The sequence below is a fragment of the Streptomyces sp. NPDC087859 genome, from assembly GCF_044742595.1.
Classification (GTDB): Bacteria; Actinomycetota; Actinomycetes; order Streptomycetales; family Streptomycetaceae; genus Streptomyces; species Streptomyces canus_F.
In genome coordinates this window covers 532718-555631 of record NZ_JBIUUU010000004.1, presented here as the reverse complement: position 1 = coordinate 555631, position 22914 = coordinate 532718, and the positions used below count along the sequence as shown (strand labels likewise).

Annotated in this window: 23 protein-coding genes and 1 pseudogene; 15 read left to right on the top strand and 9 right to left on the bottom strand. The window is 70.2% G+C overall.

The window, feature by feature from the left end; translation table 11 throughout:
• The first annotated feature begins 119 nt into the window (after positions 1-119).
• From ACIOHP_RS12680 to ACIOHP_RS12665, 4 genes are all read left to right on the top strand, one after another.
• Positions 120-1871: an LCP family protein gene (locus ACIOHP_RS12680; RefSeq protein WP_401886337.1), complete on the top strand. Its 1752-nt coding sequence runs from the start codon at positions 120-122 to the stop codon at positions 1869-1871.
• A gap of 97 nt (positions 1872-1968) precedes the next feature.
• The gene (locus ACIOHP_RS12675; RefSeq protein WP_401886335.1) at positions 1969-3585 is read left to right on the top strand and encodes an LCP family protein; all 1617 of its coding nucleotides are present in this window, start codon (positions 1969-1971) and stop codon (positions 3583-3585) included.
• Between the two features lie 281 nt (positions 3586-3866).
• On the top strand, positions 3867-5423 hold the full coding sequence (locus ACIOHP_RS12670; RefSeq protein ID WP_401886332.1) for an LCP family protein: 1557 nt from the start codon (positions 3867-3869) through the stop codon (positions 5421-5423).
• A 159-nt stretch (positions 5424-5582) separates the two neighbouring features.
• A complete protein-coding gene (locus ACIOHP_RS12665) occupies positions 5583-6002 on the top strand; it encodes a spore-associated protein A (RefSeq protein WP_401886329.1) in 420 nt (139 codons plus the stop codon).
• A 54-nt stretch (positions 6003-6056) separates the two neighbouring features.
• Here ACIOHP_RS12665 and ACIOHP_RS12660 read toward each other — a convergent pair whose 3' ends face one another.
• The gene (locus tag ACIOHP_RS12660) at positions 6057-7097 is read right to left on the bottom strand and encodes a glycosyltransferase family 2 protein (RefSeq protein ID WP_401886327.1); all 1041 of its coding nucleotides are present in this window, start codon (positions 7095-7097) and stop codon (positions 6057-6059) included.
• A 126-nt stretch (positions 7098-7223) separates the two neighbouring features.
• On the opposite strand from ACIOHP_RS12660, the gene ACIOHP_RS12655 reads away from it, so the two are divergent.
• The 3 genes from ACIOHP_RS12655 (at position 7224) to ACIOHP_RS12645 (ending at position 9765) form a co-directional block, all read left to right on the top strand.
• The gene (locus tag ACIOHP_RS12655; RefSeq protein WP_401886324.1) at positions 7224-8666 is read left to right on the top strand and encodes an LCP family protein; all 1443 of its coding nucleotides are present in this window, start codon (positions 7224-7226) and stop codon (positions 8664-8666) included.
• A 171-nt stretch (positions 8667-8837) separates the two neighbouring features.
• A complete protein-coding gene (locus ACIOHP_RS12650) occupies positions 8838-9197 on the top strand; it encodes a four-helix bundle copper-binding protein (RefSeq protein WP_361537985.1) in 360 nt (119 codons plus the stop codon).
• Positions 9198-9267: 70 nt separating this feature from the next.
• Positions 9268-9765, top strand: coding sequence for a CbrC family protein (locus ACIOHP_RS12645; RefSeq protein ID WP_401886320.1), 498 nt, complete (start codon positions 9268-9270; stop codon positions 9763-9765).
• A gap of 36 nt (positions 9766-9801) precedes the next feature.
• On the opposite strand, the gene ACIOHP_RS12640 is transcribed toward ACIOHP_RS12645, so the two are convergent.
• On the bottom strand, positions 9802-11097 hold the full coding sequence (locus tag ACIOHP_RS12640) for an LCP family protein (RefSeq protein ID WP_401886317.1): 1296 nt from the start codon (positions 11095-11097) through the stop codon (positions 9802-9804).
• Between the two features lie 119 nt (positions 11098-11216).
• On the opposite strand from ACIOHP_RS12640, the gene ACIOHP_RS12635 reads away from it, so the two are divergent.
• A complete protein-coding gene (locus tag ACIOHP_RS12635) occupies positions 11217-11765 on the top strand; it encodes an acyl-CoA thioesterase (RefSeq protein ID WP_361485473.1) in 549 nt (182 codons plus the stop codon).
• 66 nt (positions 11766-11831) lie between these two features.
• Here ACIOHP_RS12635 and ACIOHP_RS12630 read toward each other — a convergent pair whose 3' ends face one another.
• On the bottom strand, positions 11832-12989 hold the full coding sequence (locus tag ACIOHP_RS12630; protein WP_266826168.1) for an acyl-CoA dehydrogenase family protein: 1158 nt from the start codon (positions 12987-12989) through the stop codon (positions 11832-11834).
• Between the two features lie 190 nt (positions 12990-13179).
• Between ACIOHP_RS12630 and ACIOHP_RS12625 the strand changes: the two genes are divergently transcribed.
• The 4 genes and pseudogenes from ACIOHP_RS12625 to ACIOHP_RS12610 all read left to right on the top strand — a co-directional run bounded on the left by ACIOHP_RS12625 (position 13180) and on the right by ACIOHP_RS12610 (position 15878).
• Positions 13180-14523, top strand: coding sequence for a UDP-glucose/GDP-mannose dehydrogenase family protein (locus tag ACIOHP_RS12625; protein WP_361537990.1), 1344 nt, complete (start codon positions 13180-13182; stop codon positions 14521-14523).
• 473 nt (positions 14524-14996) lie between these two features.
• Positions 14997-15206, top strand: coding sequence for a hypothetical protein (locus ACIOHP_RS12620; protein ID WP_401886312.1), 210 nt, complete (start codon positions 14997-14999; stop codon positions 15204-15206).
• A 98-nt stretch (positions 15207-15304) separates the two neighbouring features.
• Positions 15305-15454, top strand: a pseudogene (locus ACIOHP_RS12615) (copper-binding protein); the annotation flags it as partial.
• 67 nt (positions 15455-15521) lie between these two features.
• The gene (locus tag ACIOHP_RS12610) at positions 15522-15878 is read left to right on the top strand and encodes a hypothetical protein (protein WP_401886419.1); all 357 of its coding nucleotides are present in this window, start codon (positions 15522-15524) and stop codon (positions 15876-15878) included.
• Between the two features lie 10 nt (positions 15879-15888).
• On the opposite strand, the gene ACIOHP_RS12605 is transcribed toward ACIOHP_RS12610, so the two are convergent.
• Positions 15889-16389, bottom strand: a complete 501-nt coding sequence (locus tag ACIOHP_RS12605) for a CGNR zinc finger domain-containing protein (RefSeq protein WP_401886309.1) — start codon at positions 16387-16389, stop codon at positions 15889-15891.
• A gap of 89 nt (positions 16390-16478) precedes the next feature.
• Between ACIOHP_RS12605 and ACIOHP_RS12600 the strand changes: the two genes are divergently transcribed.
• Together ACIOHP_RS12600 and ACIOHP_RS12595 are read left to right on the top strand one after the other, a co-directional pair.
• Positions 16479-16841: a VOC family protein gene (locus tag ACIOHP_RS12600; RefSeq protein WP_401886307.1), complete on the top strand. Its 363-nt coding sequence runs from the start codon at positions 16479-16481 to the stop codon at positions 16839-16841.
• A gap of 17 nt (positions 16842-16858) precedes the next feature.
• Positions 16859-17242, top strand: a complete 384-nt coding sequence (locus ACIOHP_RS12595; RefSeq protein WP_361538000.1) for a VOC family protein — start codon at positions 16859-16861, stop codon at positions 17240-17242.
• Positions 17243-17306: 64 nt separating this feature from the next.
• On the opposite strand, the gene ACIOHP_RS12590 is transcribed toward ACIOHP_RS12595, so the two are convergent.
• Together ACIOHP_RS12590 and ACIOHP_RS12585 are read right to left on the bottom strand one after the other, a co-directional pair.
• Positions 17307-18425 (bottom strand): dipeptidase, encoded by a 1119-nt coding sequence (locus ACIOHP_RS12590; RefSeq protein WP_361538002.1) that lies wholly within the window; start codon positions 18423-18425, stop codon positions 17307-17309.
• A gap of 103 nt (positions 18426-18528) precedes the next feature.
• The gene (locus ACIOHP_RS12585) at positions 18529-18888 is read right to left on the bottom strand and encodes a MerR family transcriptional regulator (RefSeq protein ID WP_361538004.1); all 360 of its coding nucleotides are present in this window, start codon (positions 18886-18888) and stop codon (positions 18529-18531) included.
• 56 nt (positions 18889-18944) lie between these two features.
• Between ACIOHP_RS12585 and ACIOHP_RS12580 the strand changes: the two genes are divergently transcribed.
• The gene (locus ACIOHP_RS12580; protein ID WP_401886302.1) at positions 18945-20084 is read left to right on the top strand and encodes an alkene reductase; all 1140 of its coding nucleotides are present in this window, start codon (positions 18945-18947) and stop codon (positions 20082-20084) included.
• Here ACIOHP_RS12580 and ACIOHP_RS12575 read toward each other — a convergent pair.
• From ACIOHP_RS12575 to ACIOHP_RS12565, 3 genes are read right to left on the bottom strand one after another with little or no spacing between them, the layout of a single operon-like run.
• Positions 20033-21211, bottom strand: coding sequence for a dipeptidase (locus tag ACIOHP_RS12575; RefSeq protein ID WP_401886300.1), 1179 nt, complete (start codon positions 21209-21211; stop codon positions 20033-20035). The genes ACIOHP_RS12580 and ACIOHP_RS12575 overlap by 52 nt on opposite strands.
• A 5-nt stretch (positions 21212-21216) precedes the next feature.
• A complete protein-coding gene (purE, locus tag ACIOHP_RS12570; RefSeq protein WP_401886297.1) occupies positions 21217-21741 on the bottom strand; it encodes a 5-(carboxyamino)imidazole ribonucleotide mutase in 525 nt (174 codons plus the stop codon).
• On the bottom strand, positions 21738-22877 hold the full coding sequence (locus ACIOHP_RS12565) for a 5-(carboxyamino)imidazole ribonucleotide synthase (protein WP_307029788.1): 1140 nt from the start codon (positions 22875-22877) through the stop codon (positions 21738-21740). The genes purE and ACIOHP_RS12565 overlap by 4 nt, the downstream gene beginning before the upstream one ends.
• Between the last annotated feature and the right edge of the window lie 37 nt (positions 22878-22914).

Below are 22914 nucleotides of genomic sequence, written 5' to 3'. Positions count from 1 at the left end.
TGAGCGATCCTGTGCATCCGGCCATCAGGTCTTCCTGGGGTCGGGCACAGTGTGACCGAGACCCGAGCGCCTTTGAGGGGGAAGGCGCCGCGTGGCCCCGACGGAGGATTCAGACAACCGTGGACGCGCAAGGCCGTGGGCGGGCGGACGACATCGACCCCGCAGACCAGTGGGTGCTCAATCCGACCACTGGCGAATACGAACTGCGACTGACTCCTTCCGCACCGCAATCGCCGGTGCCAGGACCTCGTAGATCCGCTCCCCGCTCCGGCGGCGGAGGGGGCTCTGCGGGTGGAGCGACGCGCAACAGGTCGGCGGCCCCGGGCCGTACGGCACCCGCCGAGGCGCCCGGCCGTGACGTGCCGCCGCCACGCAGACGCCGTGGCGCGCCCGAGGAACCGCTGCCGGGCCGGCGCAACCGGCGGCCGGTCAAGAAGAAGTCGAAGGCCAAGAAGGCCGTCGTGTGGACCGGCGGCGTCATGGCCTTCGTCCTGATCGGCACGGCCGGTGCCGCCTATCTGTACCTCAAGCACCTCGAGGGCAACGTCACCACCGAGGACGTCGGCTCCGTGGCCGACAGCGGCTTCAGCAAGGACGAGGCCTTCAACATCCTGATCATCGGCACCGACAAGCGGACCGGATCGGGCAACGAGGGCTACGGCGACAAGGGCAGCGTCGGGCACGCCGACACCAACATCCTGCTGCACGTCTCCAAGGACCGTACGAACGCGACCGCGATGAGCATCCCGCGCGACCTGATCGTCGACGTGCCGGACTGTGAGGGCAAGGACGGCGCGGTCATCCCGGGCACTCAGAACAAGCGCTTCAACACCAGCCTCGGCCAGGACGGGCGGGACCCGGGCTGCACCATGAAGACGGTCGAGGAGCTCACCGGCATCGACGTGAACCACTTCGCGATGGCCGACTTCAACGCGGTGAAGACGCTGACGAGCGCGGTGGGCGGTGTGGAGGTCTGTCTCGCCAAGGACGTCAACGACCCCGACTCGCATCTGAACCTGTCGGCCGGCAAGCACACCATCGAGGGCGAGGAAGCACTCGCCTTCGTCCGCACCCGGCACAGCTTCGGCAACCAGGGCGACCTGGACCGCATCAAGGTGCAGCAGCAGTTCATGAGTTCGCTGATGCGCAAGATGACCTCCGGCGACACCCTCACCAGCCCCACGAAGCTGATAAAGCTGGCCAATGCCGCCACCAAGGCGCTCACCGTCGACACGGGCATCGGCAAGGCCAGCACGCTCAAGGACGTGGCGCTGGAGCTGAAGAAGGTGCCGATGAAGAACATCACCTTCCTGACGATTCCGGTGAAGGACAACCCGGCCGAGGTGGTCAAGGCGACCGTCGTCGTCGACGACGCGAGCGGCCCGCAGGTCTTCAACATGATCAAGAACGACGTCTCCTTCACCGAGGTCAAGGCCAAGGAGAAGAAGGAGAAGGCCGCGGTCGCCGCCCGCCTGAAGGGCACCAAGTCCGCCGCGGACGAGGTGCGGGTGCAGATCCTCAACGGCGGAGCGCCGGGCGGCAGCGCCCAGGAGGAGCTCACCTACCTCCAGACCGAGGCGGGTGTGTCCAAGTCGGAGAACGCGGGCAACGCGGAGAAGACGCTGAAGAAGACGACCCTCGAGTACGCCCCGGACCAGGCGGACCAGGCCCGCAGGCTGGCCGCGATCATGGGGCTGTCCGGATCGGCGATGAAGCCGGGCGAGAGCGTCACCAACTCCCAGGGTCTGCCGACCATGACGCTGACGCTGGGCGAGGACTTCAAGGGGGCCGGGGTGAAGATGAACTCCTCCTCGGCGTCGACCCCGGAAGTCCCGAAGACCACGGCGAACGAGGTCAAGTGCGCGAGTTGACCGTGTGAAGTGTGTGACCTGACAGGCCTGTCGTACGTCTAACAGGGCGTGACGGCAGGCCTGTTCAGTGCTGTCAGGGTGGGGAGGGGACGGGGAGATGACCCAGAACAGTGTGCAGGGGGAACAGACGCGAGAGGGCGTCCCGCAGGCTCGGGAGGGGGCCGCGGAGGGGAACGGGAGCGGGAGCAGACACGGCAGACGCCGGGCACGGCCGCGCCGTAAACACCGCGTGCTGAGATGGTCCGCGACGACGCTGTCGGTGCTGATACTCGGCACGGCCGGCGCCGGATACCTGTACTACCAGCACCTCAACGGCAACCTCGGCACGGGTGAGCGCAGCAGCGGTGACTCCAAGGCGAAGAAGAGCGCGCCGAACGCGGCCGGGCAGACCCCGCTGAACATCCTGCTGATCGGCTCCGACAGCCGCGCCTCCGCCGAGAACGTGAAGCTCGGCGGCAGCAAGGACAACCGCGGCAACCCGCCGCTGGGGGATGTGCAGATGCTCATCCACCTGGCCGCGGACCGTAAGAGCGCCGCCGTGGTGACCATTCCGCGCGACACCCGGGTGCCCATCCCCGAGTGCACCGACCCGGAGACGGACGAGGTCTACCCGGCGACGACCAGAGAGATCATCAACACCACGCTGGCCCGCGGCGGGGCCGGCTGCACGCTGGCGACCTGGCAGAACCTCACCGGGGTCTACATCGACCACTGGATGACGATCGACTTCGCCGGCGTGGTGCGCATGGCGGACGCCGTCGGCGGCGTCGAGGTCTGTGTGAACCAGAACGTCCACGACCGCCCGCTGCCCCGTGTGCCCGGCGGCTCCGGCCTCAAGATGAAGGCCGGCCGCAAGGAGATCAAGGGAAAGCAGGCGCTCCAGTGGCTGCGCACCCGGCACGCGTGGGGCAGCGACCCGCTGCGGGCGCGGGCCCAGCACATGTACATGAACTCGATGATCCGCACGCTGAAGAAGCAGAACGTCTTCACCGACGGCGGGCGCCTGATGGACCTGGCCGAGGCGGCCACGAAGTCGCTGGACGTCTCCGAGGAGATCGGCAGCGTGAAGAAGCTGTACGACCTCAGCAAGCAGCTCAAGTCGGTGCCGGCGGACCGGATCACCATGACGACGATGCCGAACATCGAGGATCCGCAGAACAGGAACCACCTGGTTCCGCAGGAAGCCGACTCCGAGAAGATGTGGCAGATGCTCCGCGACGACGTGCCCTTCGACGACAAGGGGACGGGCTCGGGGAAGAAGAAGCCCGAGGAGAAGGTCTCCGACGACCCGGCGGCGGCGGACGCGGAGATCGGCGTCCTGGTGCAGAACGCCACGCGGTCCTCCTCGCTCGGTCCGGTCGACGGACGGGCGCGGACCGTCAGCGGGCTGCTCACGGAGAAGGGCTTCACCCGCGCTTCGGCGGACACCACGGCGGGGCTCGCCGAGGAGCGGACCGTGGTGCGCTATCCGAGCGCGGATCTGGAGGGCGATGCCCAGCGGATCGCCAAGTCCCTCGGGATTCCCCTGAGTTCGGTGAAGAAGTCGACGGACGTCTCCGGGGTCACCCTGGTCGTCGGCGCCGACTGGCGCGAAGGCACCACGTACCCGAAGAAGTCCGACCCGAAGGCCGGGGACCTGCCGTCGACCTCCGACGAGCTCAACGGGGCGGACAGCAGCAAGTGCATGGACGTGTACAAGCCGTACCGCTGGTAGCGGCCGGCGTCCTGGAAATGTTCGGCTGAGCCGGCTTCCCGCACTCCACAGCGAACTCCTAACTGCCTGCAGAATGATGAAGCGTGCTCAGGTTCCGGAGCTCGAACAGCGCTTCGACAGCGTATTCGACAACGGTTCTCGCGTACGCTTCCGACGAGGCGGACCAGGCACACAGCCGACCGCCGGGCTGGGGAGGCTCGGCAGTCCGTCAGGCGCAGGGTGGGGAGGGCAGGGAGTTGGCGCAAAGTGTGCGCGGCGAGGTTCCCGCGGTGGAGGACACGATGTCCCTCACACCGCAGGACCCCGGGCCGCCGGCCGGGCACGGCGGGGGACGGCGCGGAAAAGACGGCCGACGACGGGCGCGACGCGTCCTGCGCTGGTCCGCGATCGTGCTGTCGGTGGTGATACTCGGCACCGCGGGTGCCGGATATCTCTACTACCGGCACCTCAACGGCAACATCAAGAAGGACGACCTGAACCTCGGCAACGCGAAGGACAGAGCGGCCGAGACGGAGGCGAACGCCGCCGGGCAGACCCCTCTGAACATCCTGCTGATCGGCTCGGACGCGCGGAACAGCAAGGAGAACCAGAAGCTCGGCGGCGCCAAGGACACGTACAACACCGCACCGCGCGCGGACGTCCAGATGCTGTTGCACGTCTCGGCGGACCGCTCCAACATGTCGGTGGTCAGCATGCCGCGCGACACCCTGGTCGACATACCCGAGTGCACGGACCCCGACACCGAGAAGACCTACTCGGCGCTCACCTCGGCGATGACGAACGACTCCCTCGGCCGCGGCGGCCCCGGCTGCACGGTGGCGACCTGGGAGAAGCTCACCGACATCCACATCGACCACTTCATCATGGTCGACTTCGCGGGCGTGGTGTCGATGGCGGACGCCATCGGCGGCGTACCGGTCTGCGTGGACGCCAACATCCGCTCGCACACCTCCTCGGGCAAGGGCTCGGGCCTGGAGCTGGAGAAGGGCACCACGTACATCAAGGGCGAGCAGGCGCTCCAGTGGCTGCGCACGCGGTACGGCTTCGAGGACAACACGGACATCGCGCGGGCCAAGGCCCAGCACCAGTACATGAACTCGATGGTCCGCGAGCTGCGCGAGAACGCGACGCTGAGCAGCCCGAACAAGCTGCGCAAGCTCGCCGAGACGGCCACCGAGGCATTGACGGTGGACGACGGACTGGGCAGCGTGACGAAGCTGTACGACCTGAGCAACGAGCTGCGGAAGGTCCCCAGCAAGCGCATCACCATGACGACGATGCCGTGGCAGTACGCCTCCGACGGCAACCGGGTGGTGCCCAAGCCGGAGGAAGCGGAGAAGGTGTTCCGGCTGGTCCGTGAGGACATCGCGCTCGACGGCAAGGACAAGAAGAAGGCGGAGGACGAGACCTCCGACGACCCGGCCGCCGCGGACGACGAGATCGCCGTCCAGGTGCAGAACGGCACCCGCACCAGCACGCAGACGGCGGTGACGGGGCGGGCCGGCGACGTGACCGAGCTCCTCGTCGGCAAGGGGTTCACCGCGGCCGAGTCGGACTCCTCGGCGGCGCCCAGCCAGGCCAGGACGGTCGTCCGCTACCCGAGCGCCGACCTGGAGGGCGATGCCCAGCGGATCGCCAAGTCCCTGGGGATTCCGATGAGTTCGGTGAAGAAGTCGACGGACGTCTCCGGGGTCACCCTGGTCGTCGGCGCGGACTGGCGCTCGGGTACGGCCTACAAGGCCGCGGCGGAGGACGACGCGCTGCCCGAGTCGGAGGACACCTTCAACGGCGCGGATACCAAGGCCTGCATGCACGTCAATCCCGACTTCACCTGGTAGCCGCCGACCACATGCCGAACTCCGGTTGCTTCCAACGCGGTTGAGCCGAAGCCCGTCGAACTCACCCACAGCGAAGGCCCCTTCCCCGGCGGAAGGGGCCTTCGCCGTTCATGAAATGATCACTTCGGTTCTGCAGTAACACCTGACAGGAGCTCAACCATGCTCACCATCAAGCGGATCGGCTCCGCGGTGGCCGTCCTCGGTCTCACCGCGGCCGGAACGATCGCCGCCACCGGAAGCGCCTCGGCGGCCTCCTACGCCGGTACCTGCGGGTCCGGCTACAGCGTGATCGACACCATGGACGTCGGCGACGGAACCGCCTACCTCACCTACAGCGGCGCCAGCGGCAAGAACTGTGTCGTCACTGTCAGCGACACCCAGGGGACGCCCATGGTCCTGGGCGCCAACCTGCGGCTGCACCGCACCGACACGGTGTGGAAGGACAGCGAGGAGGACTCCGGCACCTTCAAGTACTACGCGGGCCCGCTGTACGTCTCCGCCGCGGGCAAGTGCATCGACTGGGGCGGCCGCGCGGCCTCCAACTACACGCGCATCGACTACGGCGTCCACTGCGGCTGAGCCGCGGACCTCGAAGGCCCCCTGCCCGCGCCGGGAGGGGGCCTTCGGCGCGTTCTAGGCCTCGGTCAGCACGGCCGGGCGGCGCGACGCGATGACCCTCTTCGCCAGCGACTTCGGGCTGGTCAGGAAGCCGAAGCCCCAGCACATGTGCATGGTGGCCAGCGCGACGGGGATCTGCAGCCGTGCCTTCAGCGGCAGGCCCCTGCCCGCGGGCAGCGAGCCGAGGACGATCGCCGCGAGATAGCCGCCGGGGATCACGAAGCCGAGCGGGGTCAGGGCCGCGCCCACCACGATCCCCGCCGCGATCGCGCACACCGCGGTCGGCGGGGCGAGGTAGCGCAGGTTGATGGAGCCGGAGTGGTAGCGGGCGACGACGTGCCGCCAGCGGCCGTAGTCCTTGTACTGCTTGGCGAGCGCCTTCACCGAGGGCCTCGGGCGGTACGACACCCTGAGCTCCGGCGAGAACCAGATCAGCCCGCCCGCCTCCCTGATCCGGAAGTTCAGCTCCCAGTCCTGGGCGCGGATGAACTCCTCGTTGTAGCCGCCCTGTTGCTCCAGCGCCGCGCGCCGGAACACCCCGAGATAGACGGTCTCCGCCGGTCCGGCCTCGCCGCCCGTGTGGAACGCGGCGTTGCCGACCCCGATCTTCGAGGTCATCGCGGCGGCGACGGCATGCTCCCAGTCGTTCTCGCCCTCGGCGTGCATGATGCCGCCGACGTTCTGCGCGCCGGTCTCCTCCAGGAGCCGTACGGCGGTCGCGATGTAGTTCGGGGAGAGCATGCCGTGGCCGTCGACGCGGACCACGATCGGATGGCGGGAGGCCTTGATCGCGGCGTTGAGGGCGGCGGGCGTGCGGCCGGTCGGGTTCGGGACCGTGTGCACGCGCTTGCTGTCGGATGCAGTTTCGCGTACGAGCTCGGCGGCGATCTCGTCCGTACGGTCCTTGGACGGACCGAGGGCGATCACGACCTCCATCTCGCCGGCGTACTCCTGCGCGAGGATCGCTTGGACGGCTCCGCGCAGATGCCGCTCCTCGTTGAGGACGGGCATGATCACAGACACGGCGGGGAGCTGCACGTCGGGCTTGGCGTTCATAGGGGGCTCACGTTACCGCGAACGGGGGACACCGATGCGCCCCGCCCAGGTGGTTCCGGCGGCCGCAGATCGTATGGGCCTACGGTGCTGATGATCCCACGTACGGCCCTCGCGGAGGTGTCCCCCATGCCCACGCCGCCCCGCCGCTCCCCCGCGCACCGGCCCCGACCACGGCCGCCCGTACGACGGCGCAAACCCCGTTGGGCCGCTCGGGTGGTCACGACGCTCTCCGTGGTGATCCTCGCCTCGGCCGGGATCGGACACGCGGTCCTCTCCAGCCTGGACGCGGACATCGCGCGCGTGGACCCCTTCAAGGACATGAAGAACCGGCCCAGAGCCGGCCACGGCATGAACGTGCTGCTGGTCGGCACCGACGGCCGGGACAAGATCACCGAGGCCGAGCGGCAGAAGTACCGGCTCGGCGGCGCCCCCTGCCACTGCACCGACACGGTCATGATCGTGCACATCTCGGAGGACCGGGAGCGGGCGAGCGTGGTGAGCCTGCCACGCGACTCGTACGCCATGACACCGGCGCACACCGACCGGACCACCGGCAAACCGCACCACGGCCACCCCGTCAAGCTCAACGCGGCGTACGCGGAGGGCGGCCCGAACCTCACCGTGCGCACGGTCGAGAACATGACCCATGTGAAGATCGACCACTATCTGGAGGTCGACTTCACCAGCTTCATGAAGACGGTCGACGTGCTCGGCGGCGTGGAGATCTGTACCGCCGACCCGCTGAAGGACGCGTACACCGGACTCGACCTCCCCGCCGGAACCCACACCCTCATGGGCGGCGAGGCCCTCCAGTACGTCCGCTCCCGGCACATCGACGGCGCCGCGGACCTCGGCCGGATGAAGCGCCAGCAGCGGTTCATGGCGGCGCTGATCGACCGGGCCACCTCCTCCGGGATCCTGCTGAACCCGATGAAGTTCCGGGACATCACCCGGGCCGTGCTCGGCTCGGTACGCGCCGACAAGGGCTTCGGCACGGACGAACTGCTGGACCTCGGGCGGGCGATGCGCAACTTCTCCCCCTCCTCATCGGAGTTCACCACGGTCCCGATCGGGCAGATGGGATTCGCCGTGAAGGGCGTCGGTTCCACCCTGAAGTGGGACCCGAAGAAGTCCGGCCGCCTCTTCCAGGCGCTGCGCGACGACAGGCCCCTGGCCGTGCACAAGCCCAGGAGCAAGGCCGTACGCGTGGGGGTGGCCCCGCAGCAGATCCGTGTCCAGGTCGAGAACGGCACCGCCACCGCCGGTCTCGGCAAGCGCGTCGACTCCCAGCTCGCCGCGACCGGCTTCCGCACCACCCGCCAGCCGGTGACCTCCGCGAACCGGACCGTCAAGCGCACGGTCGTCGCCTACGACCCTCGCTGGGACCGCTCCGCGAAGTCCCTCGCGGCGGCCCTGCCGGGCAGCGAACTGCGGGCGGTGAAGGGACAGGGACCGGTGCTGAAGGTGGTCGCCGGGGCGGACTTCCAGAAGGTGCGCAAGGTGCGGGCGGAGGATCCGTACCAGGGGGAGTTCGGGGTGGTCACGGGGGACGAGGTGGGGTGCCTCTAGGGCATCCCGTCATCCCGATGGCCCTTCCTGCGGAAATGGCAAGGTCCGCACGATTACGTCGCTTACGTTCCGGATTGTTGCCGTCCGCCCGATGGCGCCCGACGCCGTCCGGGCGTAGGACGGAAGGGCGACGGGGCCCGGCCCGGGCCCCCGCATCCCCCAGGAGGAGCCATGACCCAGCCCGGAATGACCACGATGAGCAAGGCGATGCAGGACTGCGTCGAGGCCTGCATGTCCTGCCACAGCATGTGCGAGGAGACCATGAGCTCCTGCATGCAGATGGGCGGCCAGGCCCAGATGCAGATCATGCGCGCGCTCATGGACTGCGCCGAGACGACCCGCATGTGCGCGGACATGATGATGCGCCGCTCGCCGATGTCGACGGAGATGTGCGCGATGTGCGCCAAGGCCTGTGAGATGTGCGCCGAGGCGTGTATGGCCATGCCGGACGACGAACAGATGATGCGCTGCGCCGAGGCGTGTCGTCGCTGCGCGGAGATGTGCCGGACGATGGCGGGCGCCACGATGTGAGGCGGGCCTGAGGCCGTTCCAGGGGCACCCTGCGGGGTGCCCCTGATCCTTTGTGCGGCAGGCTGCTCCCATGGCCGCCCTGCCCGTGTTCCGCTACCACCCCGACCCGCTCGCCACCGGCTCGGTGGTGCCGTCCGACGCGTCGTGCGACTGCTGCGGGCAGCGCCGCGGGTTCGTGTACGACGGTCCGGTGTACGCCGTCGCCGATCCCGGGGCCCTGTGCCCGTGGTGCCTCGCGGACGGCAGCGCCGCCGAGCGGTACGAGGCGCAGTTCACGGAGACCGAGGGGCGGGTGCCGATGGAGGTCCGCCTCGAGGTCGATCGGCGCACCCCCGGCTTCCGCGGCTGGCAGCAGGAGCGGTGGCTGACGCACTGCGGGGACGCGGCGGCGTTCCTGGGGCGGGCGGGCGCCGCGGACGTACGGCGGCACCCGGATGCCCTGGCCGACCTCCTGGCGGAGTTCGGTGCGGAGTTCTGCGAAGCCCTGGACGCCGACCGGCAGCCCACGGCGTACCTCTTCGCCTGCCTCCACTGCGACCGGCACCTCGCCTACGCGGACTTCACGTGAGCGGCGTGACGAACGCGCCGGCGAGGTCGCGGCGGCTCAGTTGCCCGAGACCGTGACCGTCTCGTCGTTCTTCAGCTGCTCCACGAGCGTCTTCACCTTCGCCTTGTCCCAGACGAGGTTGCCGTTGGAGGAACCGGAGATCGGCATGTTCATGGACTTGCCGTCGCCGCTGTTGACGCTCTTCATGGCCCAGAACATGTCGCCCAGGTCGAAGAGGCCCATGTCCTTGTCGACGATGAGCGAGTCGAGGCCGGCGCCCATGGTCGGGTAGAGCTTGAAGGGGTTCAGGACCGTGCCCGGGGTGGCGACCTGGTTGGCGAGGGCGGCGAGGAACTTCTGCTGGTTCTTCGTGCGGTCCAGGTCGGAGCCCGCGAGCGCGTACCGCGTACGCACGAAGGCCAGCGACTGCTCGCCGTTCAGGGTCTGCTTGCCCGCCTCGAAGTCGGCGCCGGACTTGGTGTCCTTCATGCCGCCCTTCGGGATGGTGATCTCGACGCCGCCCACCGCGTCCACGATGTTGGCGAATCCCGCGAAGCCGATCTCGACGTAGTGGTCGATGCGCAGCCCGGTGTTGAACTCGACCGTGCGGACCAGCAGCTCGGGCCCGTCCTCGGCGTACGCCGCGTTGAGCTTCGTGTGGCGGCCGGTGCCCTGGTACGTCTTGCCGGACTCGGAGCCCTTGAACGTCGGGATCTCCACGTCCGAGTCACGCGGCAGGGAGATCAGCGTGTCGCCGTTGCTGCCGGTGTGCAGGATCATCATCGAGTCCGTGCGCTTGCCCTCGGCGGACCCGGTGTGCAGCTTCTTCTTCTCCTCGGCGGACATGCCGGCACGGCTGTCGGAACCGACGATCAGGTAGTTCGTGCCCTCGCCCGCGTCCGGTCTGTCGATGACCTTGGAGAGGTCGACCTCGCGGTTGAGCTTGGAGTCGGCCCAGAAGTAGGTACCGATCGTCGTCACGACCAGGACGGTCACGACGGTGATCGCCGTCCACTTGATCCGGCGGCGCCAGTTCGGCGCGGGCCGCTCACGCGTACCGTCGCCGGGACCGCCCGGTCCGCCGCCGCCGTAGACCTGGCCGGTGTTGTAGCCGCTGTCGTAGCCGTCGGCAGCGGTGCCGTCGCCGTAACTGCCACCCCCGTACGCCGGCTGCTGCGGCACCCCGCCCGCGTGCGGCGGCGCGGACTGGCCGGGGCCGCCCCCGTACGCGCCCGAGGCGGGCCGGCGGACCTGCCGCATGGCGCGCGCGCCTTCGGGCTGTGCGCTCGCGCTGCCGCGTCCGTACCGGTTGCCGCGGTTCTCGTCGGACCATGCCTCGGGCCAATCGTTCATGGGGCCCAGTGTGCAGGGAACGACTGTGTCCTTTACAAGGGTCGTAGGAAAATCAGGGCACTGCTGTTGCGAACCCAACACAAAGTCCGCTGTGGCGGCCTCGGCATAAGGTGGAGGCCATGACAGACCAGGCCCCCTCAGCGGAGTCCGACATTCCGGGCAAGCCCACTTCCGCGTCCCGCACCACGCTCAGCCACATCATGACCCACAACGACACCAACCTTCTGGGGACGGTGCACGGCGGCGTGATCATGAAGCTGGTCGACGACGCGGCGGGCGCGGTGGCCGGACGGCACTCCGGCGGGCCCGCCGTGACCGCCTCCATGGACGAGATGGCCTTCCTGGAGCCGGTCCGCGTCGGTGACCTCGTCCATGTGAAGGCCCAGGTCAACTGGACCGGCCGGACCTCGATGGAGGTCGGGGTGCGGGTCCTGGCCGAGCGGTGGAACGAGTCCGACCCGGCCACCCAGGTCGGCTCCGCCTACCTCGTCTTCGCCGCGGTCGACGCCGACGGCAAGCCCCGCATGGTGCCGCCCGTCCTCCCGGAGACCGAGCGCGACAAGCGCCGCTACCAGGAGGCCCAGATCCGCCGCACACACCGGCTGGCCCGGCGCCGCGCGATCATGGAGCTGCGGGAGAAGCGGGCGGCGGAGGGGTTCGAGGACTGAGGTCCGCCTCCGTGGAAACAGCGAGGGGCGCCCGGATGCCGAGCGCCCCTTCGTGCCTCTCCGTCCTTACGGCAGGTTGCGGGCCATCACGATCCGCTGGACCTGGTTCGTGCCCTCGTAGATCTGCGTGATCTTGGCGTCGCGCATCATGCGCTCCACCGGGTAGTCGCGGGTGTAGCCGTACCCGCCCAGCAGCTGCACCGCGTCCGTGGTGACCTCCATCGCCACGTCCGAGGCGAAGCACTTGGCCGCCGCGCCCTGGAAGGTGAGGTCGGAGTCGCCGCGCTCGGAGGCGGCCGCGGCCTGGTAGGTGAGGGCGCGGGCGGCGGCGATCTTCATGGCCATGTCGGCGAGCATGAACTGGATGCCCTGGAACTCGGCGATGGCCTTGCCGAACTGCTTGCGCTCCTGGACATAGCCCTTGGCGTAGTCGAGGGCGCCCTGGGCGACACCGAGGGCCTGCGCCGCGATCGTGATGCGGGTGTGGTCCAGGGTCTTCATCGCCGTGGCGAAGCCGGTGCCCTCCTCGCCGATCATGCGGTCGGCGGGGATGCGGACGTTGTCGAGGTAGACCTCGCGGGTCGGGGAGCCCTTGATGCCGAGCTTCTTCTCGGGGGCGCCGAAGGAGACGCCCTCGTCGGACTTCTCGACGACGAACGCGGAGATGCCCTTCGAGCGCTTCGTCGGGTCCGTCACGGCCATCACCGTGTAGTACTCGGACTCGCCCGCGTTGGTGATCCAGCGCTTCACGCCGTTGAGGATCCAGTGGTCGCCGTCGCGGACCGCCTTGGTCTTCATGCCGGCCGCGTCGGAGCCGGCGTCGGGCTCCGAGAGCGCGTACGAGAACATGCCGTCGCCCTTGGCGAGCGGGCCCAGGTACTTCTTCTTCAGCTCCTCGGAGCCGGAGAGGATGACGGGCAGGGAGCCCAGCTTGTTGACCGCTGGGATCAGGGAGGAGGAGACGCAGACGCGCGCGACCTCCTCGATCACGATCACCGTGGCCAGCGCGTCCGCGCCCGCGCCGCCGTACTCCTCGGGCACGTGTACCGCGTGCAGGTCGCTCGCGACCAGAGCGTCGAGGGCCTCCCGCGGGAAGCGGGCCTCCTCGTCCACCGCGGCGGCGTACGGCGCGATCTTCGCCTCGGCCAGCGAGCGGATGGCGTCGCGGAGCATGTCGTGCTCCTCGGACGGGCGGTACAGGTCGAAGTCAGCCGATCCGGCCAAGGTGTCTCACGCTCCAAATGCGCTGCGGTGCCGACGCTAATTACCGTTAAGTAACTCAAATTTTAGGGGCCTGCTCACTGGAGTGATACGTGAGCTTGGCGACAGAGGGAAAGCTGCCCGCCGAAGGGCCCGGTCACGCCCCTACTAGGATCGGGCAGCGCACCGAACGACGTCCCTCTCTGGAGCACCCATGAGCCTCAAGATCACCGTGATCGGCACCGGCTATCTCGGCGCCACGCACGCCGCGGCCATGGCCGAGCTCGGCTTCGAGGTGCTGGGGCTCGATGTCGTACCCGAGAAGATCGCCATGCTCCAGCGCGGCGAGGTCCCCATGTACGAGCCCGGCCTGGAGGACCTGCTGCGCAAGCACGTCGCCGGGATCGAGGGCTCCACCGGGCGGCTCCGCTTCACCATGGACTTCGCCGAGGTCGGCGCGTTCGGTGACGTCCACTTCGTCTGCGTGAACACTCCGCAGCGGCACGGCGAGTACGCGTGCGACATGTCCTACGTCGACTCCGCGATCGCCTCTCTCGCGCCTCACCTCGCCGGTCCGGCCCTCGTCGTCGGCAAGTCCACCGTTCCGGTCGGCTCCGCGGACCGGCTCGCCACGTACCTCGCCGAGCACGCGCCCGCCGGTGCGGACGCCGAGCTGGCCTGGAACCCGGAGTTCCTGCGCGAGGGCTTCGCCGTCGGCGACACCCTGCACCCCGACCGGATCGTGGTCGGGGTGCGCAGCGAGCGGGCCGAGAAGCTGCTGCGCGAGGTGTACGCGACGCCGGTCGGCGAGGGGACGCCGTTCGTCGTCACCGACTTCCCGACCGCCGAGCTGGTGAAGACCTCGGCGAACTCCTTCCTCGCCACGAAGATCTCCTTCATCAACGCGATGGCGGAGGTGTGCGAGGCCGCGGGCGGCGATGTCGTCAAGCTGGCCGAGGCCATCGGGTACGACGACCGGATCGGCAGGAAGTTCCTGCGGGCCGGCATCGGCTTCGGCGGCGGCTGTCTGCCCAAGGACATCCGGGCCTTCCTGGCGCGCGCCGGGGAGCTCGGCGCGGACCAGGCGCTGTCGTTCCTGCGCGAGATCGACTCGATCAACATGCGCCAGCGCGGGCAGATGGTGGAGCTGGCGAGGGAGGCGCTGGGGGGCGGGTCGTTCCTCGGCAAGCGGGTCGCGGTGCTCGGCGCCAGCTTCAAGCCCGACTCGGACGACGTCCGGGACTCGCCCGCGCTGAACGTCGCCGGCCAGATCCACCTCCAGGGCGGCCAGGTGACGGTGTACGACCCGAAGGGCATGGCGAACGCCCGTCAGGTCTTCCCGACGCTCGGGTACGCCGACTCCGCCGTCGAGGCCGTCCGGGGTGCCGACGTCGTGCTGCATCTGACGGAGTGGCGGGAGTTCCGTGAGCTGGACCCGGCGGCGCTGGGCGAGGTCGCCGCGACCCGGCTGATCCTCGACGGGCGGAACGCGCTCGACCCGGAGGTATGGCGCAAGGCCGGATGGTCGTTCCGGGCAATGGGCCGGCCGACGGCCTGATCCTGCACGGTGACGGAATTCGGAATTATGCAATAACGCGGCAAAGAAATACTCGGCGAGCGGGTCCCCGTACATGAAAGCGGTGGCCCGCTTCGTCTTGCCTGGGCCTGTGGGGCCCCTCCAGCACTGGGCGGCAGGCCCTTCGCGCGGCCGCATATGCCGGAATTCCCGCCGGAACAAAGGCGGTCTAGCCCGTTTCCCTTCCCGGGGACGAACGCCGGTCCGGCCGAGGCTCAGTCGGCCGGACCGGCGCCGCTCCCCATTCTCCACGCCCCCGCCTCCCCACGGGAACCGCTTTCAAGGAGCCCCCGGATGAGAACCGTCACGCCGCCCTCCGAGCAGCGGCACCACCCCCGGGCCGGGCGGTACGCCGTCGCACCCGGCCGCTCGCTCGTCGAACTCGCCTGCCGGTACGGCCCGTTGCCCACCTTCCGCCGCCGCCTCACCCCACCCTCGCCGCCGCCTCGCTCACCATGCCGGACGACGACCCGGACGCCCGGCCCTCCTTCCGCTTCGAACTGCTCGACCCGTGTGCCGTCCTCACCGGCGCGCACGTCGGGCCGCTCGACGGCAGCCGGCACCTCCAGGTCACCGGCGACCTCGAACTGCGCAATGTCGCCTTCCCGGTGCTGCTGCGGCTGCTGATCGCGGCGGAGTTCGCGTGCGCCACGGAGTCCGCGTAAGGGCGGCCAGGCGGGCGGCGCTCGGCGCCGTACTCGCCCTCCTCGCCCTCACGTTCCTGGCACCGGGGCAGGCCTCGGCGGCCTCGTACCGGGTGGCCATGCAGGGGTACGCCTTCGCGCCCGCGTCCCGCACCGTGCACGTCGGCGACACAGTGACCTGGACCAGCGGGGACACGCCACCGCACGACGTGAAGACCACGTCCGGTCCGGTAGCGATCCGCTCCCCGATGCTGAGCAAGGGGCAGAGCTGGACCTACACGTTCACCGCGGCCGGTTCGTACGGCTACAAGTCAATACTGCACCGTGCACCCGGACATGACGGCGCGGATCACGGTGCTGGCGGCACCGAAGCCCACCCCGAAGCCGACGCCCGCCCCCACCCACCAGCACGGGACCGGCACCTCGCACGAGGCCATGCCGATGCCGACCCGGACGGCCCCGACCACGCACCGGGCCGCCGGCACGTCCCCGAAGCCCTCCGCGCCGGCCTCACCGTCGCAGTCGCCGAGCACCTCGCCCCCTGTCGCTGCGGCGGCCCCGCAGACCGAACCCGTGGCCGCGGCCCGCCCCCTGCGACCCCTGCTGCTCCTGACCGGACTCGTCGCCGGGGTGGCCGTCCTCTGTCTGCTCCTGGTCGGCTCCCGCGCGGCCGCGTCCCGCGGCGAGGACTGACCGTGCGGCGCTACCTCGCCCGGTAGCGCCGCATCTTCGCGCGTGCCCCGCACACCTGCATCGAGCACCAGCGGCCCCGGCCCGCGGGACTGCGGTCGTAGTAGGCCCAGTGGCAGTCGGCCGCCTCGCATGCCTTCAGCCGCAGCCAGGTCCCCGCGACCAGGGCCTCGGCCACGGCCGCCGCGACCCGGAAGAGCAGCGGCGTCCCGTCGGCGGGCGCGAGCGCGGCCGAGCCGTCGCCCGCGTCGACCGTCACGACCAGCGGCGCCGCCGCCAGCAGCTCGCCGAGCGGGGTCACCGCGCGGTGCGCCGGGTGGCCGGCGTGCGCGAGCAGGGCCGCGCGCAGTGCTTCGCGCAGCTCACGGGCGCCTGCGGCCTCTTCCTCCGTGAGTCCGAAGCGCGTCCGGCCGTCCGCCGTGTCGAGCGCGTCGGCGCCCGACTCGAGGTCGAGGGTGTTGACCAGGGACTCCACCAGAGCCAGGCCCCCCGGCGCGGCCGATCGTTCACTCATGCTTGCGACGTTACCTCCTATGCGGCAGCATGCAGTAACCGTTACCGGTTACCCGGCTATGGAGGTAACCCCGCTCCGAGGAGGAAGTCATGGCTCTCGCCACACTGGGCGTCGTCGTCCTGGACTGTCCGGACCCCCGTGCGCTGGCCGGTTTCTACGCCGAGGTACTGGGCGGCACCGTCGAGGGCGACGGCGACTGGGTGGACCTGAAGGTGCCCGGCGGACAGTCGCTGGCCTTCCAGGCCGCATCCGGGTTCGTACCGCCCGAGTGGCCGCGCGCGGACCACAACTCACAGCAGTTCCACCTGGACCTGACCGTCGACGACCTGGACGCGGCCGAGAAGGGCGTGCTGGCCCTCGGCGCGCGGCCGCTGGACACCGCCGACCGCTCCCGCTCCTGGCGTGTGTACGCGGATCCGGCGGGGCACCCGTTCTGTCTGTGCGCCTGCTGAGACCTGGAGGGTCCGCCGTGACTGTGGCTCGTTTCCGTTCCGTCGTGATCGACTGCCCCGACCCGCTCGCGCTCGCCCAGTTCTACGCGGCGATCGTGGGCGGAACCCCCCGCGTGGAGGAGGCGGACTGGGTCGTCCTGGAGACCCCCGGCGCGCCACGGCTCGCCTTCCAACAGGCGACCGGGTTCACCCCGCCCGAGTGGCCGCGGGCGGACCGCAACGGGCAGCAGTTCCACCTCGACCTCGACGCCGGGTCGACCTGGGAGGAGATCGACGCGGCGGAACAGGAGGTACTGGCCCTGGGCGCGCGTCTGCTGCGCGCGGAGGACAAGGAGGACTTCCGGGTGTACGCCGATCCGGCGGGGCATCCGTTCTGCCTCTGCCGGATCGAGCACGCGTGACCGGTGGGGCGCCGCCGAGCCCTACGAGGACGGCGCCGGATCGTCCCCCTCGATCGGTATGCCGCTAGCCGTCCAGGTCGGAGATCTTCGCCGTCGACGGCTCGCGGCGCTCCTGGGCCGCGCGGGCCGCGAAGTCGGAGCCGCGCAGTACACGCTGGACGTTGCCCCAGGCCAGCAGGGCGATGTCGGACTCGGACCAGTCGCGGCGCAGGAGCTCGGCGATCAGATGCGGGTAGCAGGAGGCGTCGGTGAGGTCCTGCGGATGGGCGGTGCCGGCGTCGTAGGTGCCGGACAGGCCCACGCACTCGGCGCCCGCGAGGGAGCGGACGTGGTCGAGGTGGTCGGCGACGTCCCGCACGGACGGGCCGGTCTGCTCGGCGGTGAGCGGCACCATGCACAGCCCCTTGGCGGCTCCCAGCTCGGTGAGCAGGTCGTCGGGGAGGTTCGCCGGGTGGGGGCGCAGGGCGCGGGCGGCGGAGCGGGTGCACACCACCGGCGCCTTGGAGACGGCGAGGGCGCGGCGGGCGGTGTCGGCGGAGGCGCCCGAGAGATCGGCGAGGACACCGAGCCGGTTCATCTCGCGCAGCACCTCCTCGCCGAACCGGGTCAGCCCCGCCTCGCTCGCCCAGGTCACGCCGGACAGGGTGAGCACGCGCAGGCCGAGGGCGTGCAGCGAGCGCAGGATGCCGAGCGAGTCGCCGAGCGCGGCGGCACCGGCGGGCCCGAGCAGCACGGCGACCCGGCCGCAGTGCCGTACATCGGCGGTCTCCCCGGCGGTACGGGCGAGCCGTAGCCCCTCCGGATGGGCGCTGACGACGGTCTTCACCAGGTCCAGCTGCTCCAGCGTCGCCCCGACGGCCCGGTCGCCGCCGATGCTCTCGGGCAGGTGCAGCGACCAGAACAGCGCGCCGACATGCCCTTCCCGCAGCCGCGGCACATCGGTGTCGACGGAACTCTCGCCGAGCTCCAGGTCGAACCACGGCAGATGCCGCAGCGCCCACGGCAGTCCGCTGTACCCGTCGGCGACGGGATGCGCGGCGAGGATGGCGTGCGCCCGCTCCAGGGGCTCGGTGTCCGGATCGGAGACCGGCGTGTAGGGCTCCGGCTCGACGAACGGGTCGGGCAGGTCGTCGAGCCCGGCGACCTCGCTGGTGGTGTGCAGTTCGTCCTGGAGGTCTGCCATGGCGGGCTCCGTACGTCGTGATCGGCGGCATCAGCAGTACGGTCACCGTCGCACGGGGGGCGGAAGGCTTCCTGGTGGGCGGGGCGTTCGGGGGTACTCCGGTTCAGCGACCCCGCGCCGCGTCGATCACCTCGTCCAGGGTGTCCCGGGACCGGACCAGGTCGGCGATCATCCGGTCGATGCGGTCGCGCTCCGCGGTGAGGTCGGCGACGAGCCGCGGTGTGGCGACGGCGGAGGGGCCGCCGTCGGCGTCCCGCATACAGGGCAGCAACTGGGCGATCCGGCTGCTGTGCAGTCCGGCCGCGAACAGCTCCTGGATCCGGACGACCCGGTCGACGGCCGCCTCCGGGTAGTCACGGTGCCCGCCGGGGGTCCGGTCGGCGCGCAACAGCCCCTGAGCCTCGTAGTACCGCAGGGACCGCTCGCTGACATTGGTCCGCCGGGCCAGCTGACCGATCCGCATGAGCAGCCACCCCCGGGCTTGAAACTGACATCAGTGTCAAGTTCTACCGTGCGGTCATGACGCAGACAACGGACTTCCTCGCACCGGCCCGCCTCGGCTCCCTGGCCCTCCCCAACCGTCTGGTGATGGCCCCGATGACCCGCAACAGGGCCGAGGACGACGGCACACCCTCCCCCCTCATGGTCACCTACTACGCCCAGCGCGCCTCCGCCGGCCTGATCATCGCCGAGGCCGCGACACCGAACGCGGTCGGGCAGACGTATCCGAACATCACCGCGATCCACGCCCCGCGGCATGTGACGGGGTGGCGGCAGGTCACGGAAGCCGTACGGAGGGCGGGCGGCCGGATGTTCCTCCAGCTCCAGCACGGCGGCCGGGTGGGCCACCCGGCCACCAGCGGGCACACCCCGGTCGCGCCCTCTCCCGTCCCGCTCCCGGAGACGATCTTCACGCCCGAGGGGCACCAACAGGCCGTGACACCGCGGGAGATGACCACCGACGACATCCGCTCCACCGCCGCCGACTTCGCCTCGGCCGCGCGCAACGCGATCGAGGCCGGATTCGAGGGCGTCGAGGTGCACTCCGCCAACGGCCATCTCCTGCACCAGTTCCTGTCCGCCAACACGAACCGGCGCACGGACGCCTACGGCACCGAGCGGACCCGCTTCACGGCGGAGGTCGTCGAGGCCGTCGCCGCCGCGATCGGTCCCGAGCGGGTGGGCGTACGCATCTCCCCCGGAGTCACCGTGAACGGCATCGAGGAGGGCGACGCGGAGGAGATCTATCCGCCGCTCGTCGAGAGGCTCGGCACTCTCGGACTCGCCTATCTGCACATCGTGTACGCCGACCCGGACTCCCGCCTGTTCCGGCGGATCCGCGCGCAGTGGCCGGGAACGCTGATCGCGAACCCGGTGCTGAAGGACTTCTCCGCCGGCGAAGTACGTGACGGCGCCGAGCGCGCCCTCGCCGCCGGAGCCGATCTCGTCGCCCTCGGACGCCCGTTCCTCGCCAACCCCGACCTGGTGGCGCGGCTGCGAACGGGCGCGCCGCTCAACCCCGTTCGGGACCGCTACCTGATGTACGTGGGCGGGGCGGCCGGATACACCGACTACCCCGCCCTCGACGAACTCTCCGAAGAGCCCGCTCAGCCGTCCAGCGACTCGATCGTCGCGTTCGACGGCGAGCGCGTCACCTGAAGGTCCCGGGCCACGTCCTCGGCGGCCCCGAGCACCCGGACCGCGTTCTGCCAGGTGAGCTTGGCCAGGTCGGACCTGGACCAGCCGCGGTCCAGGAGCTCGGCCACGAGGTTCGGGTAGCCGGAGACGTCGTCCAGGCCGTCGGGGGTGAAGGCCGTGCCGTCGTAGTCGCCGCCGATGCCGAGGTGGTCGATGCCCGCCACCTCGCGCATGTGGTCGAGGTGGTCGGCGACCGTGGAGACCGTGGCGACGGGGCGCGGGCGCTGCTCCTCGAAGGCGCGGTGGACCTTCATCGCGTCCGGAGTCGTGGCCAGATGGTGGAAGCCGTGGGCGCGCATGTTCTCGTCGGCCGCGGCCGTCCAGTCCACCGCGGCCTGGAGCACGAACTTCGGCACGAACGTCACCATCGCCATGCCGCCGTTGGCGGGGAGGCGTTCCAGGACGTCGTCCGGGATGTTGCGCGGGTGGTCGCACACCGCCCGCGACGACGAGTGGGAGAAGATCACCGGCGCGAGCGTGGAGTCGAGCGCGTCCCTCATCGTCGTGGCCGCCACATGCGACAGGTCGACGAGCATGCCCTCGCGGTTCATCTCGCGCACCACCGCACGGCCGAAGGCCGACAGCCCGCCGACGCGCGGCGCGTCCGTCGCCGAGTCCGCCCAGTCGTTGTTGTCGTTGTGGGTGAGGGTCATGTAGCGGACGCCGAGGGCGTACAACGCGCGTAGCGTGGCAAGGGAGTTGGCGATGGAGTGGCCGCCCTCGGCCCCCATCAGCGACGCGATACGGCCCTCCGCCCGCGCCGCCTCCATGTCCGCCGCGCTCAGCGCGGCCCGCAGGTCGGCCGGGTGCCGGTCGATCAACTGCCGTACGCAGTCGATCTGTTCCAGCGTCGCCGGCACCGCGTCCGGCAGGTCCGAGCGGACGTACACCGACCAGTACTGCGCGCCCACGCCACCGGCCCGCAGCCGGGCGAGGTCGGTGTGCAGATGGGCGCTCTGGTCGGTGGCGATGTCCCGGGCGTCGAGGTCGTAGCGGACCTGTTCGCGCAGTGCCCAGGGCAGGTCGTTGTGGCCGTCGACGACGGGGAACTCCCGCAGCAGTGCCCGGGCGGTCTCCACGGAGCTCACAGCCGTCACTTCCCGAAACCGAAGCCGTTGCCCGGCCCCTCGACCTTGGCGCGCAGCCGCTTGCCCTTCTCGGCGGCCTGCTCGCCCAGCTCCTGCTGGAACTCCTTCATCCGGCCGAGGAGCTCTGGGTCGTGGGCGGCGAGGATCCGGGCCGCGAGGAGGCCCGCGTTGCGGGCGCCGGCCACGGAGACGGTCGCGACGGGCACCCCGGCCGGCATTTGCACGATCGACAGCAGCGAGTCCATGCCGTCCAGGTACTTCAGCGGGACCGGCACACCGATGACCGGCAGCGGGGTGACGGAGGCGAGCATGCCCGGCAGGTGGGCCGCGCCGCCGGCGCCCGCGATGATCACCTTGATGCCCCGTCCGTCCGCCTCCTCGCCGTACGCGATCATCTCGCGGGGCATGCGGTGGGCGGAGACGACGTCGACCTCGTACTCGATCTCGAACTCGTCGAGTGCCTGGGCGGCGGCCTCCATGACGGGCCAGTCGGAGTCCGACCCCATGACGATGCCTACAACGGGGCTCATTCGGTGATCGTGCCTCTCAGGTAGCCGGCTGCGTGACGGGCGCGCTCCAGCACGTCGTCGAGGTCGTCGCCGTAGGTGTTGACGTGGCCGACCTTGCGTCCGGGCTTCACGTCCTTGCCGTACATGTGGATCTTCAGCTGGGGGTCGCGGGCCATGCAGTGCAGGTACGCGGAGTACATGTCCGGGTAGTCGCCGCCGAGGACGTTCGCCATGACCGTCCACTTCGCGCGGGGGCGCGGGTCGCCGAGGGGCAGGTCGAGGACGGCCCGGACGTGGTTGGCGAACTGGGAGGTGATCGCGCCGTCCTGGGTCCAGTGGCCGGAGTTGTGCGGGCGCATCGCCAGCTCGTTCACCAGGATGCGGCCGTCGCGGGTCTGGAACAGCTCGACGGCGAGGTGGCCGACGACGTCCAGTTCCTTGGCGATGCTCAGCGCCATCTCCTCGGCCTTGAGCGCGAGGGCCGGGTCCAGGTCGGGCGCCGGGGCGATCACGGTGTCGCACACGCCGTTGACCTGCTGGGATTCCACCACCGGGTAGGCGACGGCCTGGCCGTGCGGCGACCGTACGACGTTGGCGGCGAGCTCACGGGCGAAGTCGACCTTCTCCTCCGCGAGGACCGGGACACCGGCCCGGAAGGGGTCGGCGGCCTCCTCGACGCTGTCGACGACCCACACGCCCTTGCCGTCGTAGCCGCCGCGGACGGTCTTGAGGACGACCGGGAAGCCGTCCCCCTCCGCCGCGAAGGCGGCCACGTCCGCCGGGTCGCTCACGATCCGGTGCCGTGGACACGGCACCCCGATCGCGTCGAGCCTGGCTCGCATGACGCCCTTGTCCTGGGCGTGCACGAGCGCGTCGGGCCCGGGGCGCACGGGGATGCCGTCCGCCTCCAGCGCCCGGAGGTGCTCGGTGGGTACGTGTTCGTGATCGAAGGTGATCACATCGCAGCCCCTCGCGAAGTCACGCAGCGTGTCGAGGTCGCGATAGTCGCCGATGACGACATCGCCGACGACCTGCGCCGCGGAATCCTGAGGGGTGTCACTGAGGAGCTTGAACCTGATGCCGAGCGGGATGCCTGCCTCGTGTGTCATACGAGCGAGCTGGCCTCCGCCGACCATGCCGACTACCGGGAACGTCACGCTCCTAGGGTATCGGCCATATCGGGGCGGCCGGATT